Source organism: Streptomyces sp. NBC_00038, from assembly GCF_026343635.1.
GTDB lineage: Bacteria > Actinomycetota > Actinomycetes > Streptomycetales > Streptomycetaceae > Streptomyces.
Genome location: NZ_JAPELQ010000001.1, coordinates 4552709 through 4569142, shown reverse-complemented (window position 1 = coordinate 4569142; position 16434 = coordinate 4552709). Strand labels below are relative to the sequence as shown.

Here is a 16434-nt window from a genome sequence, read left to right as displayed (position 1 = left end):
GACCCTCCCGTTGTGGTCTCTGACCACGGTAGAGCGAGAAATCGTCGAACCGACCGACCTTGGTGATGAGGTCGTCCACTACAGCATTCCGTCGGTGGACTCGACAGGCACTGGGCAGATCGAGGAGTCGGATTCCATCAAGTCCGCGAAGTTTCGCCTCAGCGGCGGCGAAGTACTGATTAGCAAGCTGAACCCGCGCAAGAGCCGTGTGGTATCAGTGGCGGCATCGTCCCTTCCGATCGTTTCATCGACAGAATTCGTCGGATTGCGAGCGGGTGACGCGCTGGATTCGCGCTACCTCGCTTACCTGTTGCAATCCGATTTCGTTCGCCAGGATTTGGATGCTCGCGTTCAGTCCGTCACAAGAAGCCATCAGCGAGTTGCCCCTGAAGACATCACGCACCTCAACGTCACCGTAGCCCCGTCGGCGGAGCAGCGCCACATCGCCGACTTCCTCGATGCCGAGACCGGCCGCATCGACCGGTTGGTGCGCGCGCGTGAAGCCCAAATCGGCTTGTTGGGCCAGAGGCTCGCACAATTGGTGGACGGCATCGTCGCGGGCGAGCTGGAGGTGCTCGACAGCATCGGCGCACGATTCGACAGTGACAACTGGGGCCATGGGAAGATTTCACGCTTCTGCGAGGTTATCCCCGGCTATGCATTTCCGAGCTCAGCATTCGTAACGGATGGATCGGGAATTCGCCTGCTTCGCGGTATTAATGTGGGAGTGGGCGACCTTGTCTGGGAGGATGTCGTCTCATGGGATGCGGCAACCTATCCCGTTCCGGAACGATTCCATTTGCGTGCCGGTGATCTTGTGTTGGGAATGGACCGCCCTTGGATTTCCAGTGGAATGCGGATAAACCTTATTGACGAGAGCAACGTACCTGCGCTTCTCCTTCAGCGAGTCGCATGCCTGCGGCCGAAGTCGCCGAACATCAATATCCGTTTCATCCATTGGGTGCTGCGGTCTACTCAATTTCGCCTGGGCGTTGAGTCCGAGATGACTGGGGTTTCCGTTCCTCACCTCAGTGGTGAACAAATTGGAACCTTCAGTTTCTCGCTCCCCACCCTTGACGAGCAAACACGGCTCGCCGCATCTCTCGAGCACCATGCTTCGAGCACGCGCAGGCTCCAAGCGACTATGACTAGGCAGGTCTCGTTGCTCGTCGAACGCCGCCAAGCCCTCATCACCGCCGCCGTAACCGGCCAGTTCGACGTAGCTACTGTCAGCGGACGCAACGCAACGGACGGAGTGAGCGCGTAGCCATGAGCCCCATCCACACGGAGTCCGCCTTCGGTGACGCCATCGTCGGCGCCATGGTCGAGCGCGGCTGGCGCGAGGCGCGCCCGCAGGACTACCGGGCCGATCTCGGCCTGGACACCAACGAGTTGTTCACCTTCATCGGGGCGACGCAGCCCGACGAGTGGAGCGAGCTGCTCACCGTCTACGGGGGCGACCCGAACGAGGCGCAGCGCGGGTTCGCCGGTCGCCTCGACCAGGCCATCGCCACCAACGGGCTCCTCGATGTCCTCCGCAACGGGGTCAAGGACCGCGGCGTCCTGCTCCGCGTCGCCTACTTCAAACCGAACCTCGTCGCCCACGACTCCGTGCTCGACGGCTACCGGGCCAACCGCCTTACCGTCGTCCGCGAACTCGAGTACGCGACGAAGCAGGCCGACTGGGGCAACCGGCTCGACCTCACCCTCTTCCTCAACGGAATCCCCGTCGCCACGGCCGAGTTGAAGAACCCGCTGACCAAACAGGGCGTGGAGCAGGCCAAGGAGCAGTACCGCACCGACCGTGACCCCACAGAGCTGATCTTCACCCGCCGGGTCGTCGCGAACTTCGCTGTGGACCCGGACCTGGTCTTCGTGGCCACCCAGCTCAAGGGCAAGAACACCCGCTTCCTCCCGTTCAACACCGGCTCCAACGGCCCCGGTCAGCCGGGCGGCGCAGGCAACCCGGACCCGACCGCCTTCGGCACGTACGCGACCTCGTACCTCTGGGAGCACGTCTGGCAGCCGGACAACTGGCTGGACCTGCTCCAGCGGTTCGTGCACCTGCACAAGAGCAAGTCGCCCGGCGGCGGCACGACGAAGACGATGGTCTTCCCGCGGTTCCAGCAGTGGGACGCGGTCAAGAAGCTCACCGCGCACGCCGCAACGCACGGCGCGGGCCACGACTACCTGGTCATGGCCTCGGCCGGGTCGGGCAAGTCGAACACCATCGGCTGGCTCGCGCACCGCCTCAGCGACCTGCACACCCCGACTGACCCCCGCGAACTCGACGCCGAGGCCATGGCCAAGGGCCTCAAGCCGGGCGTGCCGGTCTTCGACAAGGTCATCGTCATCACCGACCGCCGCAACCTGGACGCCCAACTCCGGGAAACTGTCGGCAATTTCGAGCAGACCGCAGGCCTCGTCGTGAAGATCGACGAGAAGCACGGGGCGAAGGGCGAGCAGCTCGCCAAGGCACTCTCCCGCGACACCGGGAAGATCGTCACCGTCACCCTGCACTCCTTCCCGGCGCTGCTGGACTACCTTCAGCGCAACCCGACCGAGATCCAGGGCAGCCACTTCGCGATCATCGTGGACGAGGCGCACTCCTCGCAGTCCGGCGACGCAGCCACCGCCGTACGGTCCGCCCTGCGCGACCTTGGCCTGGACTCCGACTCGGATGACGCGGGCGCGACCACGGTCAAGGCCCCGGCCGCCGCCGCCCTTGACGAGCAGCTCAAGAAGAGGGCCGAGCAGCGTTCCCGCGCCGCGAACCTCTCCTACTTCGCGTTCACCGCCACGCCGAAGGCCAAGACGCTCGAACTCTTCGGCACGCTCCAGGACATCGACGGCAAGGCGACCTACCGGCCCTTCCACACGTACTCCATGCGGCAGGCGATCGAGGAGGGCTTCATCCTCGACCCGCTGCGCAACTACGTCACGTACAACACGTACTGGAAGCTGGTGAACCAGAACCCCGGGGAGCGGGAGGTCGACCCGGCGAAGGCGAACGGCCTGCTCGCCCGGTACGCGCTGACCCATGACTCGACGGTCGCCCAGCACGCCCAGGTGATCGTGGAGCACTTCGTGGCGCACAGCCGTGGCCGTCTCGGCGGGCGGGCCAAGTCGATGGTGGTGACCGCCTCGCGGCAGTCCGCCGTGCAGATGGCGCGCGCGATCAAGAGCTACATCAAGGACCGGGACTACGACACCAAGTACCCCGACCTGGGCGTCCTGGTCGCGTTCTCCGGCTCGCTCACCGTCGACGGTGAGGAGACCACCGAGCCGAAGGAGAACGGCGGGCTGTCGGAGAGCGCGCTGCCGAAGGCGTTCGCGTACACGCGTGCCGACGACAAGGCCGCCCGAGCCGGCGGTGCGGGCCAGCGTGAGTACAGGATCCTCGTCGTGGCGGAGAAGTACCAGACCGGGTTCGACCAGCCGCTGCTGACGACGATGTACGTCAATAAGACGCTGACCGGCATCTCCGCCGTCCAGACCCTGTCCCGGCTGAACCGGACCGCTGAGCGCAAGGCCCAGGCGGACCTGGCGGTCCTGGACTTCGTCAACGACGCCGACGACATACAGGACTCCTTCCGCCCGTACTTCGAGGAGGCGAACACCCTCCCCTCCGACCCCAACCTGCTCTATACCGCGCAGAGCCGGGTCATGCAGGCGCCGATCCTGTCCGGGCAGGAGATGGACGAGTTCGCCGCCGCGTACTTCGCCGCCAAGGAGAAGGCGGCAGGCTCACAGTCCAAGTGGGAGAAGCTGCACGCCGAGTTGTACCGGCTGCTGTCCCCCGCGGTCGCCCGCTTCACGCCCCTGCTCGAAAGCGAGGACGAGGACGACCAGGAGACGGCGGAGGGCTTCCGCGCCGACCTCAACGACTACGTCAGGAAGTACGGCTTCCTCGCGCAGATCGTCCCCTACCGGGACGCCGAGCTGGAGCGGCTGCACCTCTACGGCCGCTACCTCCTCAACCGGCTGCCGCGCCGCGCGGACGGCGGCGTGGACATAGGGGAGGTCGACCTCAGCCACATGCGGGTGGAGAAGACCGGTGAGTACGACGTCTCCCTCACCGCCGAGGGGCCGACGACGATGCAGGGCTTCGGCGACGGCTCGGGCGGTGCGAAGGAGGCGGAGAAGTCGCTGCTGTCGCAGCTGATCGACAAGTTCAACGAACGCTTCGGCACCGAGTTCACCGAGCAGGACGTCATCCGGCCCTTCGAGGAGGCCAAGGCCGACCCGAAGGTGCGGGCGGCGGCCGTCGTCAACGACGAGGACAACTTCGGCCTGGTCTTCGACAACGTCTTCGCGGACAAGATGGCCGACCACATCGACACCATCGTGGGCATGGGCCGCCAGTACTTCGGCCCCGACAAGGGTTTCAAGTCCGGTTTGGACCGCAGCGCCCGCAAGGCCGCGTGGCGGATGATCCGCCGCGAGGAGGGCTTGGACGACGACGTCTGATGCGTACGCCCGGCTGGATACGCAGGCCGGGGCACCCTTCGGCCTTCGCTCTCGATTCGTCTCCGGCCCGACGGCCGTGGGTGATCTGGTGGATGCCCCTGGTGATCGTCAGTTCACCGGCTGACAGCGGCCGTAACCGAATACGCGAGCTTCGTACCGTTCTTGTCGAACACCAGCCACAGGCTGTTGTTGGAAAACAAAGGGAGACGATGACTGACGACCGCAAGACGACCGTGCCCGTGTGGACGCTGGCGACCGCTGATGTCCGAGTGCCAGGGTTGACTACGGGCGAGTCGATGACGGCTGAGCGCCTGGCTGAACTACGCGGAGTGCTGGCCGTCCTGGCCGACGAGCCGATCGTCACACTTGAGGTGCATCCGCTGCCCGACAAGATCGACCGCGGCCGTGGCATCCCGCTCGACGCCGCGAGTCCCTTGGCGCAGCACCTGTCACAGTTCATCACGGAATCGACGCGAAGTTCCCTTACGGCGGCCAGAGCGACCGCTTCCGGCGAGAGTCTGTATCGCATGGTTGTCCCGGCGAAGGTCGCCGCCCAGTTCGGGCAGGGCATCGTTTGCTCGATGCCGTCGAAGGCGGCGGCCGGTGGCATCCACGGTGCACTCATGAACTCAACGGGCATCGCTGCCAATGCGACGTTCGTGCCGGTCGGAGGAGCGGCAGCGGCGGGCGCAGTCGGTGGAGCCGGTGCAACAGCAGGCGTCGCGGTCGCCGGCGGCGCGGCGCTCACCGTGGCCGCTCCGCTCGTGCTCATGGCCGTGGCGGTGGGGGTGAGCGCGCATGCAGACCACGAGCGCCAGCAGGCCATCGCGCACATCACGGAACTGCTGGAGCAACTTCAGGAGGACAAGCTCGACGACGAGCACAGCGGACTCAACGGCTGCCGTGCCGCCATCGATAAGGCCACGGCCATCCTGCTCGATCAGGGCAAGCTCGGTGCCTCGCTGGGACTCGACTCGGCGGTGCACACCATCGACACGGCGCTGAGCAAAGCCGACATCCGCCTGGCCCGATGGCAGAGCGCGCTCGACAGACTCCCCGAGGGCAAGGCCGTCGAACTCGGCACGCTGACCAAGGCGTTCCCCGGCATCGACGACGAGGGCGGCATGTTCCGCACCCACCTCGAACTCGCTTCCCTGGCCATCGCGCTGATGCGGCGGGTAGTCGTCCTCCAAGCCGTCGAGCACGCCCAGAGCGACCCCGGCAATCCGTTCGAGAACTTCACCCGCGCACTCAAGCGCGACCACCAGCGCCTCGGCGAACTGGAGTCGAGCATCGCCGGTGTCCTGCAACGCCTGTCGGCGCTGGAGCTGGCAGGCCCGCAAGGGTTGCGGCCCGTCTTCACGACCGGTGAAGTCGATCGCTTGATGCGCGCGGCAAGCCGGATTCACAAGCTGGGCGACGGCGTCACGGTCAACAGCCGCACGACAGACGTGGCGATTGAGATCGCCCGCAGCAAGGACGGCTCGGTCGTCGTGTTCCCTGCGCTGCCCGTGTAGGTGTGGGCGCGCTCGCACTCACTTTGTGGCGTGGGGTGGCCCGAAACCTCAGTGCGGACGTCATCACCTTCGGTGTCCGCACCTGCCCACCGGTTGCTGCCGAACCGGCCGCCGCACCCTCCCGCTCGTCGTCCACTGCCGCGCCCACGCCCTGTCGCAGCGCGAACGCTGGACGGCAGATCGACGCAGCGGTCACACTTGACCCCTGACCGTGACTGTTCATCACGCACACCGGGGGCAAGGTGCCGCAGGAGGCGATCTCCGACCGTTACGAACTCCTGGAGGAGCTCAGCCACGGCGGCATGGGGGACGTGTGGCGCGGCTACGACGCCGTGCTCGACCGGCCCGTCGCGGTGAAGCTCATCCGGCAGGCGTCGGTCACCTCCCCGCAGCTGGCCGAGGAGTTCGCCAAGCGCTTCCGCCGCGAGGCCCGCATCACCGCGCGCATCCAGCACCCCGGAGTGCCGCAGGTGTATGACGCGGTGCTCGACGCGTCGTACGAGCGTCTGTTCCTGGTGATGGAGCTCGTCGACGGCGTACCGCTGTCCGCCTACCTCGACCCCGGCCGGCCGCTGCCGGTCAGCTGGGCGGCAGCCGTCGCCGCGCAGATCGCGACCGTGCTGTCGTACGCGCACGATGTGCCGGTGATCCACCGGGACCTCAAGCCGGGCAACATCCTCGTCGCACGCGACGGCACCGTGAAGGTCCTCGACTTCGGTATCGCGGCGATCCTGCGCACCGACGTCACCAAGCTGACCGTCACCGGCAGCCCCATCGGCACCCACCAGTACATGTCGCCCGAGCAGGTCCGCGGCGGACGCATCACCCCGCAGACCGATCTGTACGCGCTGGGCTGCGTGCTGCACGAACTCCTCAGCGGGCGCCTCGTGTTCGAGGCGGAGAGCGAGTACCTGCTGATGTACCAGCACGTCAACGCCGCCCCCACCCCGCTGCGACAGCTGCGGCCCGACGTCCCCGAGGCGCTGGAGGAGCTCGTGCTGCACCTGCTGCGCAAGGCGCCCGAGGCGCGGCCCGCCGACACGCAGGAGGTGTACGCGCGGCTGCTGCCGTTCCTCCCGCCGCCAGGTGGAGAACCCGGCACGGCCGATGCCGGGCCGGCCGGCGCGCCCGACCCGACGGGCGTGTTCCGTCACCCCTTCGCGCCCCGCGCCCGCGCCCAGGCGCCCGCACCTGGTGGTTTGCCGCCCACGGCCGTCCTTCCGGGGGCCCAGCCGGTGCCCGTCCCCGCCCAGTTGCGTGAGGACATCAAGGAGGCGTACGCCCACTCCGACGCCCTGCTGGAGGAGGAGCGGTTCGCTCAGGCCGCCGAGGTGCTCGGCGAGATCATCGAACCCGCGGCCCTCGCCCTCGGCTTCGAGAGCAAGCCGGTCCTGGCGCTGCGCCGCCAGCGAGCGGCGATCCGCCTCCTCGGCGGCGACTATCGGGCCGCCCTGCCCGAGTTCGAGGCCCTCGCCGACGCGTACGCCCGCATCGCCGGACCCACCGGCGAACAGACCCGCGCCTGCCGCGCCCAGGCGGCCCGGTGCCGCGCCGAACTCGGCCAGGTCACCGACGCGCTCGCCGCACTCCAGGGCGTGCTGAATGTCGTACGGGCCGTCGACAGCGACGTGAGCGAGGAAGCCGTGGAGCTACGGCACAACATCGGGATGCTGCTGCTCGCCCAGGGCCGGACCGTCGAAGCCCGGCAGGTCCTCGAACCGCTCCATCAGGACATGTGCATGGTGTTCGGCCCCGACGACGAGATGACCGTCGAGATCTCCGAGGCGCTGGCCCTGATCCGCCTCGACCTCGACGGCGACGCCGTCGGGTAACCCGCTCGAACACCTCGCAGGCACTTCGACAGAACTTGTGGCGCTGCTCGACGGGGGCCGGCGGGGACCGTACAGGTGCCGGTGCCGGGGCTGATCGTGCGGGGGAGCACCGGGGCGACGCGGGAGGCGGTGGACCGGACCCTCCACGGGCATTGCGTTGAGCCGCGCCGTCTCGTCGGCAGCCTCCCGTGAAATTTGGTGCGATGTTCGCTGATTTTGCTGATTTTACGGACACCGAACGGGAATACCGGTATCTATGGTGTTCATCGGACCGCACGTGCTCCGGACGCTGAGAGCGCGGTGAGGTCCGGATCGGGGCGCGGGTACATCTCGGGGGGCAGGCTGTGGCTTGCGGCAACAATCATGTCGGTGGATCTCATCTGTCTCAGGCTCCTACGCCTGTCCAAGACCTGGGACGCATCGCGGTCGAGGAAGCCCTGCGGTCGGAGCGTGCCGCCGCGGTGAAGAGGACTATCGCGAACTGGCGGGCGACGACAGCCCAGGGCGTCGCCCCCGAAGGCATGCGGCTGAAGAACCCTCAAAACCCTCAACAGGATCCGTCTTACTCCCACATGGGCGACTGGAAGGGCGGCAACCCGGTTCCCGGCACGGAGAAGCTCGTCCACACGTGGCACGACGAGCACGGACAGCCGGTGCAGGGAAACGCCTACCCCCACATCCACGTGATTCACGATCCTTACAAGGGCGAGGTGAGGGTTGAACTCCGCCGTCTCAAGGGTCCCGAATCCATCAAGGTCCGGAAGCCCAAGGCCGGGATCGAGACCGCGACGATTCCCATCGACGAGAATTTCAGCGGCACGCAGGTGAACGAGGCGATCGAGAGACTCGCCGGCATCCTGCGCAACAGTGGACCGTACCGGTGACGGGTCCCGCCGGGGCACTGGACGCAGAGATCCTGCGGTCGCTGGCCCTCACATACGTCAGCCGGTGGTCCGCGTCCGTGCGCGAGCTCCTGCTCGCCCCCGCCGCGCACGGCACCGCGCACAGTCTCGAAGACGCGCGTGAGGCATTACGGCGTGTGGTGCCGGACGCTCTGGCCTCCTCGCTGGTCCCCCTGGCGGTCGTCGACGAAGCCTCCCTGGCCTGTGTGGTGCTGAACCCCCTGAGCGACGGCGACCGTGCGCTCGCTCCCGGCACTGTCGTACGACTGTTCCTCGGCGAGGTGGCGCCGGAGCATCAGCTCGCCGTTCTGGACGTCGATCCACTGCTCTACATCGCGTCGCTGGATGAGGAACTCCTGGCGCGGGAGGCCGGGCTCACCCGCATGCTCGACGAGATCGGCCCGGCCTACGAGCACGCCTTCATCGACCGTGACCGGAGGCCGCGCGACTTCGTCGTCCGGCCCGTGCGGCTGGCCTGCCAGAACGTCGTCGTCGGCTATGCCGCCATCGCCCAGGACAGCGCCTTCGACGGTCTGTCGGTGCCCGCGTGGATGACAGCCGAAGTGCCGCATGTCGCCACGCACGAGGCCAACCGCGCCATGGCGGCGCTGACGCTGTGCGACGCCTTCGCGCGCGGCGGCACCATGGAAGTCCGCTTCGACCGGCCGGCGTCGGTGAACCTCGACGGACGCACGATCCGCTACGCCGGCCATCCCGAGGGACGTGTTCCCGCCGGCCTTCGCCGGTACGGACGAGCCACCGGTGTGCCCCTGGGAGTCGACGATCCCGCGTCGATCAGCCCGGCCGAGGCGAGGGCGCTGTTCCTGGCAGTGACGCCCATGACCCGGGGGTTGCGTGCCCGGGTCGGAGCGGCCGTGGCCGCGGACGGAATCAGCCCCGAACGCATCTGCTACGCCCTGTTGTCCCAGGTGTGGCGTGAGCTCGAACTGGAACTCCTGCTGGCGACGAGTGAGTACGGCGCGTCCGTCCTGGCCGGCGGCGCCGCCTGGACTCACCGATCCCTGCGGCAGGCGGAAGCCGACGTCTGTCGTGGGGCCCTCATGGCCGGTATGTACTTCCGCCGGCTCAACGGCCGCGACAGTGCGGGTGCCACGGACGACGTACGGGTCGTGGAGGACGTCAGCGCCGGAGTGACCTGGACGGTCCACGAGGACACCGCCGCCGTCGAATACCACCTGTCCGACCCGACGGTCCCGCCCTGGGCGGCCGGTGACAGCGCCCTTCCTGTCGCCGACGTTTCTCTCACAGTCCTGCCCCGGGTCCATGTGAGCGACCGCGATCTCGCCGTCGTACGGGCGTTGCGCACCCGCGGCACAGCCGCGGCGCTGCTGATTCCGCAGGACGCCTGGCTGCCCGCGCAAGCCGACGTGCCCGTACTTCGCTGTCCGGACCGCCTGGCCGACCTGGATCGCGCGATCGAGGACAAACTACTCACGTCGAGGCTCGCACGCGGATGACGGCAACCACTCACACCACCACGCTCGTGTCCCTGACTGCGGACGGCCCGCTCCGCACGCTGGTGGGGGACATCGCCACGGCCGCCCTGCGTTCGACCACGACCGAACCGGGCGACCGGACCGACGTCGTCCGCTACGAACGGCTGTGCTCCCAGCTGGAGAGCCACGCCTGGCGCGCCGCCGCAGGGGGCGCCCCCTGCCTCGTCCTGGACGAGGCGCCCGACGGCCCCGGACTGCCGGTGGCCGCCCACGACATGGCGGATCCGCTCGGTTCCGCACTGGCAGACCGCGTGTCCCACCAGGCGGCGCGGCTGGTTCGGCACTGGCTGGCCGAGCAGACCGTCGTCGTCGCTCTCACGGTTCCCTTCGCGCCCGGCGGCTCGGGCTTCCCCCCGACCGACCGGGAGCCCGCCCCCGACGTGGCCGCTCCCTGGCGCGCTCCCGAGGGCGTGGAGGGACGTCGGGCCGTGGAAGCGCGGTTCCGGGACCAAGTGGCGGCTGCCGTCGGCCCGGACGCGGCCGGCCGGCAGCCCGTCAGTCCTTCCGGGGTGCACAACCGGGTGCTGACCGAGGTACTGCGGCAGTACGTTGCCGGACACCCCGACCGGCGTGTCGACGTGCCCATCGCCTACCGGGACGGCTCCGCCGCCGCTGACCCGTTTCCCCTGCGGTGTCTGCGGCCGGCCGACGGGCTGCCCGCACAGGCCGACGTCACCTTGCGTCTGGCACTGCTGTCGATCCGGCACACCGAGATGGACGCCCGCATCGACGGTGCGTGGCTGCGCAACGCCGAGGTCTCCCGGCCCCGGCCCGCCGCGCAGACCGACGAGTTCGTGTACGCCACGAGCCTGGAGCAGCTGGCGGCCCTCACCGACCACGGGCGGCGCAGCGCGGTCCTACACCTGTACCAGACGGGACTGGACTGCGCGGTCGTCGGGTTCTACCGGGCCGTGACCGTCCATCTGCTGCGTCATCCCGGGTCTGTGGCCGTCGTTCCGATGTTCGCGGCGACAGGCCGGCCGGGCGGCCCCGACCAGACAGTGTTCCATCAGGGCGAGCCATGGACCGCGGAAGGACTGCGATGACCACTGAGACTCCCCGTGGCTCCTCCCTGCCGGACATGCGCCGCGCGGTGTGCAAGGACTGCGCCCGCGAGGTCGCCGCCGGCGACCGTCCGGCGGGCACCGAGTACTTCACCTATCCCGAGGCCTGGGCCGGCGGGCAGCTCGAACGCGGTGGTTCGCGCTCGGACCGCTGCCGGGAGCACCGTGCCGCCCACGTGGGGCACATCTCCGGCCTCTCCGTGGCCTACATCGACCTGCGGACCACCGGCGAGGTCGCCGACCGGAGTAACCCCACCGGTCCCCTCGGGGCGCTCGGTCCGCTGCCCGAGGCCCACACCGTGGCCGACACCGCCCCCGTAGATCTGGGGGCGTTCGGGTTCGGCATGGACGAGTCCCACATCCGGCAGATGCTCGATTCCCTGGCCGACCCCAGGAGGCGGGTCCTGGTCGTCAAGGCCGGCACCGGCACGGGCAAGTCCACATACATGCCCTACCGGCTCCTCGATCCACCCGAGGGCTGTTATCGCCTCATCGACAACGGACCGATCATCGTCACCGAGCCCCGAGCCCCGAGCCCCGAGTCCAGGCCACGGTCGGAGTGGCCACCTTCGTCGGTGAGCTCCTCTCCGGTGCCGGCGGGGTCGGCCCCGGCTATCCGGTGGGCTACCAGGTGTCCGGCGACCGTCATCACGACGCGGCGTGCCGACTGGTGTACGTGACCGACGGCACCATGATCAACTGGCTGCGGGAAGGGCGACTGGCCAGTATCGGCACGGTCATTGTCGACGAGGCGCACGAGCGGTCGACCAACATCGACTTCATCATGGGATACCTGCGCCGTGAACTGGACCGGTACCCCCACCTGCGGGTGATCATCACGTCCGCGACCTTCGACGAGGACTTCTACCAGCATTACTTCGGCGGGGAGGGCGTCGCCGGCAAGGTCGTCGTCCCCGCGGTCAAGTCGATCGGTTACGGGTGGCCGCTGTTCCCGGAGCTGGACGCCCCACCCGACCCCGCGCTGGTGGAGGCTTGGCGGCGGATGGCGCCCGAACTACGCCTGGCGGAAGGGCCACAGGCCACTGCCGAGGATGAGCTCGTCGCCGGCGCATGGCCTCGGTTCGCCCCGGCGCTCAAGGAGAGCGAAGCCGTCGACAGCGCCGACGTGGGGTATGTCGAGGACCTGCACGCCACCACCCGCGCGCTGCTTCCGCTGCGCGCATCCAAGCCGCTACCCGAGAAGCAGTGGCAGCGCGAGATGCCCTCCGTGCTGGCGGAGTTCGTGGTCCGGCTCACCCGCGGGCTGGACGCCGCGGACATCTTCGGCGACATTCTCAGCTTCCTCCCCACCGCCAAGGCGATCGAGGAGGCCTGCGACCTGATCCGTGCCGGACTGGGGGACACCGTCGACGTGTACGCGCTGCTGTCGTCCTTGCCGGTGGAGGACAAGCGCGCCGCGCTGGCCGCGCGCCGCAAGGGCGACCGCCGCAAGATCGTCGTGTCCACCAACCTCGCGGAAACGTCCCTGACCGTCGAAGGGGTCCGGTTCGTCGTCGACTCCGGCCTCATCGCCCAGTCGGAGTGGGACGTGGAGTCGGCCCAGGGGAGCATCAGGACCAAGGCACACTCCCAGGCCGGGATCAAGCAGCGCTGGGGACGGGTCGGGCGCAAAGCGCCAGGCTGGGTGTTTCCCCTGTACAGCAAGGAACAGTTACTGAAGCTCGCCGAGGACACCGCGCCGGGATCCACCCGTGAGAACCTCGAACGCCTGGTGATGACGGCCAAGATGGGTGGCTTGGACTCCGTCGGCGACTTTCCCTGGCCGGCCGCGTTCGTGCCCGAGCCGCCCCTCGCGCTCGACGAGGCAGCCGAAGCGTCCCGGAAAACCTTCGTCGACGAGCTGCGCCGCGCCGACCAGGCTCTTCGGACCAATGGCTCGCTCGACGTGGGAGGCCATCCCACCACGTTCGGCAAGGAGCTCAGCCGCCTCCAGGTGCTGGGCTCCACCGGTGCCGCTCTGGCCGTCATGCACGCCGACCGTCTGGCCTGTCTGCCCGAGGTGACCTCCCTTCTGGCGCTGCTCACCACGCCCGCGCGCCTCGTTGGACCCACCGGTCTGCTCATGACTGACTTCTCTTGGCCGGACGAATGGCGGCATGAAGCCGCAGAGCGCCATCGTGCCCTGGCCAGTGTCTGCGAGGACGACGCGGAACTGGTGCTGCAGATCGTCGCCGGCTGGGAACGCGCCGACCCCGCCACCCCACCGTGGGAGCCCTCCCCCGCACGGACCGAATGGGCGCGGCGCTGGTGGGTCAGTGACGACCGGTTGCTGACCGCGGCCGTGACCCGCCGGGACATCATCGGCGATCTGTCCCCCGCCATGAAGGAGGAAGTCAAACGGTTCGTCGAGCCTTCGCTCCTGCGCCGCGCCCGTGGGGCCATCACCCGGGCCTTCGCCAACCTGGAGCACGTGCTGGACGGCACGGCCGGTGGCACTGATACCAGCACCGGCATCGACTACATCGCCGTGCACGGCGACCAGACCACGCCGTGCGCCGTTCATGCCGGGCATCTGACCGGACGGCCCGAACGAGTCATCCCCCTCGCGCGCCTCCGGGGCCGCGACGGGACCCGGCTGGCGCACCTCGTCACCGCCGAGCCGTGGGCAGGGGGTGGGGCATCCGACAGCACGGGGCCCGCGGACGCCGCCCGCCTCCTGGTCCTCAGCGCCCTCCACGCCCGGCCCGAACGGAGGCGCGAGGTCATCGCCGCCCTGCTGGAGGCGTGGCCGGCCGGCACCCGGGCTCTGCTGCTCCTCGACCGGGACGCGACCGGTCGGCCGGTCGCCGGACACGTCGAAGCCCGGCACGCGCCGGCTCCCCTCCCCCTGGCCGCACAGGAACTCGCCGAACTGGACGCTGAGGACGAGCTGGCACACGGCGGGGCGGCAACGCTTGTGGACGCCGCCCCGGAAACCGATCACAGCTGGCCCACGAACGCCGAGCCCATCCCCGACGTCGAGGCCATGGCCCGTACCGCTGTCCTCGATCACCGCGACGTCGAAGCGGACGAGACGGCTTGCGGGCGGTGTCCCCGTTGCCTCGCCGGTGAGTTGGCCGCGTGCGAGACACCGCGGGTGGCCGTAGGCGGTCGGGTGCCCGGCACCCTTCCAGGGCACGGGCAGGCACCGTCGGCCGGGGGGATCGACGTCTCCCGGCCGTTCGTCCTGGCACAGGAGGGTGGCCTGAACGGGGACGGCTGGTACGAGGTCGTCGGCTACCACGTCACCCCCGACGGCGAACCGCTGGTCTGTCTGCGTCCCGACTGGCGCCGTCCCGAGGACACCGACGGTCCCGGGGCTCACCCCGATCTGCAGGCCGGTGACCACATCGAGGTGGTGGTCGGTCCCATGGTCAGCGATCACGACGGGGAATTGCGGGTCCTGACGCGTGCCGACGCCCGCGGGCGGTTCCTGCTGCGAGAGGCCGATCCGAATCCGCCGCGGCAGGACGAGCGGGCCCAGCTCGCTGTGTCTCTTCACCGCCGGGACACCAGGCAGCTGGCCGACCTCCTAGAGGGGGCCACCGTGACCGCGACAGTCCTGCCGCGCAGTCAGACGGGGCATTTCACCGTCACGCTCGTGGACCTGGCCCACCAGCACGTCAAGGCGGCCACCAACGGGGCTCGTGATGTGGCCGGCGTGGTCACCGGCGCTCCGAATGGCGCCGGGTACGTGGAGGTCCGTCTGCTGGCCCACGACAGCCGGACCGGGCTGCGCCACGTGATCAGCGCATCGGGCGGGGAGTCACCGCCCGAGCCCGAGTTACCCGTCGTCGTACACCTGTACCAGGAACGCTCTCGTCTGTCCTTGCAGGGCCGGTCGTTGCGTCCCGTCGCGGACGTCGCCGAGCATCTGACGGACGCGTCCCTGATCGGCTTGCCGGACGGGCCCCTGCCGGAAGTGGGGGGCAGCGGCGTCTTCCTGAAGGCGGACCGGGTCCTCAGCCGGGGCAGTGCCATCGAACTCGCCGAGCTGGACATGGACGCCACCTGGGTCCGCGACGTCTGGTTGTGGTGGGCGAGGAGCCGTCACCACACCCCGTCCCGTACGGAACCCGTGCTGCGTGCCGGCATCGACCGCGAGCCCGTCGACCTGCCCGCCACCGTCCGAGTGGAACTGCCTTCGGAACTGCGTCTGCCAGGGGCCGAGGTCACCGCCATGCATCCCGTGGGCACGCGGGTCAGCGCCGTAGTGACGGCCGTCAAGGCGGAGTTGGGCCGCGCCTGGCTGCGCCTGTTCGACGGCATCCCCGCCAGTGTCGCCGAGCGTGACCTGGGGCTCGGACAGGGCACGATCGCCCAGACCCTCGTCGTGGGAGCCGAGTTCACCGGGCTCGTGACAGGTGTCTTCGACCGGCAGGGATACGGCATGCTCACGCTCGGTCCGTTGAAGGGCTCCGCAGAACCCCGCACGACCGATACGGGACCGGGCAGGACCACCACCGGTCCCGCCGGGCAGGGAGTCGGCGGTGAGGCGAGGCCGGAGTCCGACCGGTACAGCGGCCCAGGACAGGGCGAACCGGCCAACGGCAGGAGGGAACCGGTCCTCACCCTGGCGGAGGCCTGCGCACGCTACCCGGTCGGGTCATGGGTCGGCGCCGTGGTCCACCGCGTCAGCGCCGAGCTCCGCCGTGCGTGGCTTCGGCTGCCGGACGGGCTGACGGCGACGGTGGTCGCCGCCGACGTGGGCAGCCACGCGGTCCTGGTCCTGCCGCACGTCCTGACGCCGGAGCAGCAGGTGATCGGCACGGTGAAGGCGGTCACCCTGCACCGGGGCGCACCGCAGATCCAGCTGGATCTACGGAACGTGGACACTCCCTCCTTGGGGCAGCAGCTCGACGACGCGGGGGTGCGGGAGGGCGCCGTTCTCACCGGCCGCGTGCGCAACGCTCTCGACTCCGTGGGGGTGTTCGTCGAGGTGCTCCCCGGTTTCAACGGTCTGATCCGGGCACGTGACCTGGCACCGGGACGGCCGCCCTCCTCCTATGCGCGGGGCACGGAGCTGACGGTCTGCGTCGACGCGATCCACGAGGACCGCAAGCGTCCCGGCTTCCCCGCCTTCGGTCTCAGTCTTGACTAGTGAGCCGGGGGTGCCGGGGAAAGCAGACCGG

General features: G+C 69.1%; 9 protein-coding genes. All 9 read left to right on the top strand.

What is annotated here, in order from left to right; translation table 11 throughout:
* The first annotated feature begins 10 nt into the window (after window positions 1–10).
* The 9 genes from OG219_RS20540 (at window position 11) to OG219_RS20500 (ending at window position 16403) form a co-directional block, all read left to right on the top strand.
* Window positions 11–1267, top strand: a complete 1257-nt coding sequence (locus tag OG219_RS20540; protein WP_266828521.1) for a restriction endonuclease subunit S — start codon at window positions 11–13, stop codon at window positions 1265–1267.
* A 2-nt stretch (window positions 1268–1269) separates the two neighbouring features.
* The gene (locus OG219_RS20535) at window positions 1270–4470 is read left to right on the top strand and encodes a type I restriction endonuclease subunit R (RefSeq protein ID WP_266828519.1); all 3201 of its coding nucleotides are present in this window, start codon (window positions 1270–1272) and stop codon (window positions 4468–4470) included.
* 209 nt (window positions 4471–4679) lie between these two features.
* Window positions 4680–5987 (top strand): hypothetical protein, encoded by a 1308-nt coding sequence (locus OG219_RS20530; RefSeq protein ID WP_266828517.1) that lies wholly within the window; start codon window positions 4680–4682, stop codon window positions 5985–5987.
* Window positions 5988–6229: 242 nt separating this feature from the next.
* Entirely contained in the window at window positions 6230–7819 is a 1590-nt protein-coding gene (locus OG219_RS20525; RefSeq protein ID WP_266828515.1) for a serine/threonine-protein kinase, read from the top strand.
* A gap of 344 nt (window positions 7820–8163) precedes the next feature.
* Window positions 8164–8703 carry a hypothetical protein gene (locus tag OG219_RS20520; RefSeq protein ID WP_266828513.1) on the top strand — a complete coding sequence of 180 codons (540 nt, stop codon included), beginning with the start codon at window positions 8164–8166 and terminating at the stop codon, window positions 8701–8703.
* Window positions 8700–10199, top strand: a complete 1500-nt coding sequence (locus OG219_RS20515; protein WP_266828512.1) for a hypothetical protein — start codon at window positions 8700–8702, stop codon at window positions 10197–10199. The genes OG219_RS20520 and OG219_RS20515 overlap by 4 nt, the downstream gene beginning before the upstream one ends.
* Window positions 10196–11284, top strand: a complete 1089-nt coding sequence (locus OG219_RS20510; protein WP_266828511.1) for a hypothetical protein — start codon at window positions 10196–10198, stop codon at window positions 11282–11284. The genes OG219_RS20515 and OG219_RS20510 overlap by 4 nt, the downstream gene beginning before the upstream one ends.
* A complete protein-coding gene (locus OG219_RS20505) occupies window positions 11281–11982 on the top strand; it encodes a hypothetical protein (RefSeq protein WP_266828509.1) in 702 nt (233 codons plus the stop codon). The genes OG219_RS20510 and OG219_RS20505 overlap by 4 nt, the downstream gene beginning before the upstream one ends.
* 11 nt (window positions 11983–11993) lie before the next feature.
* Window positions 11994–16403: a helicase-related protein gene (locus OG219_RS20500; protein WP_323183351.1), complete on the top strand. Its 4410-nt coding sequence runs from the start codon at window positions 11994–11996 to the stop codon at window positions 16401–16403.
* Window positions 16404–16434 lie beyond the last annotated feature (31 nt).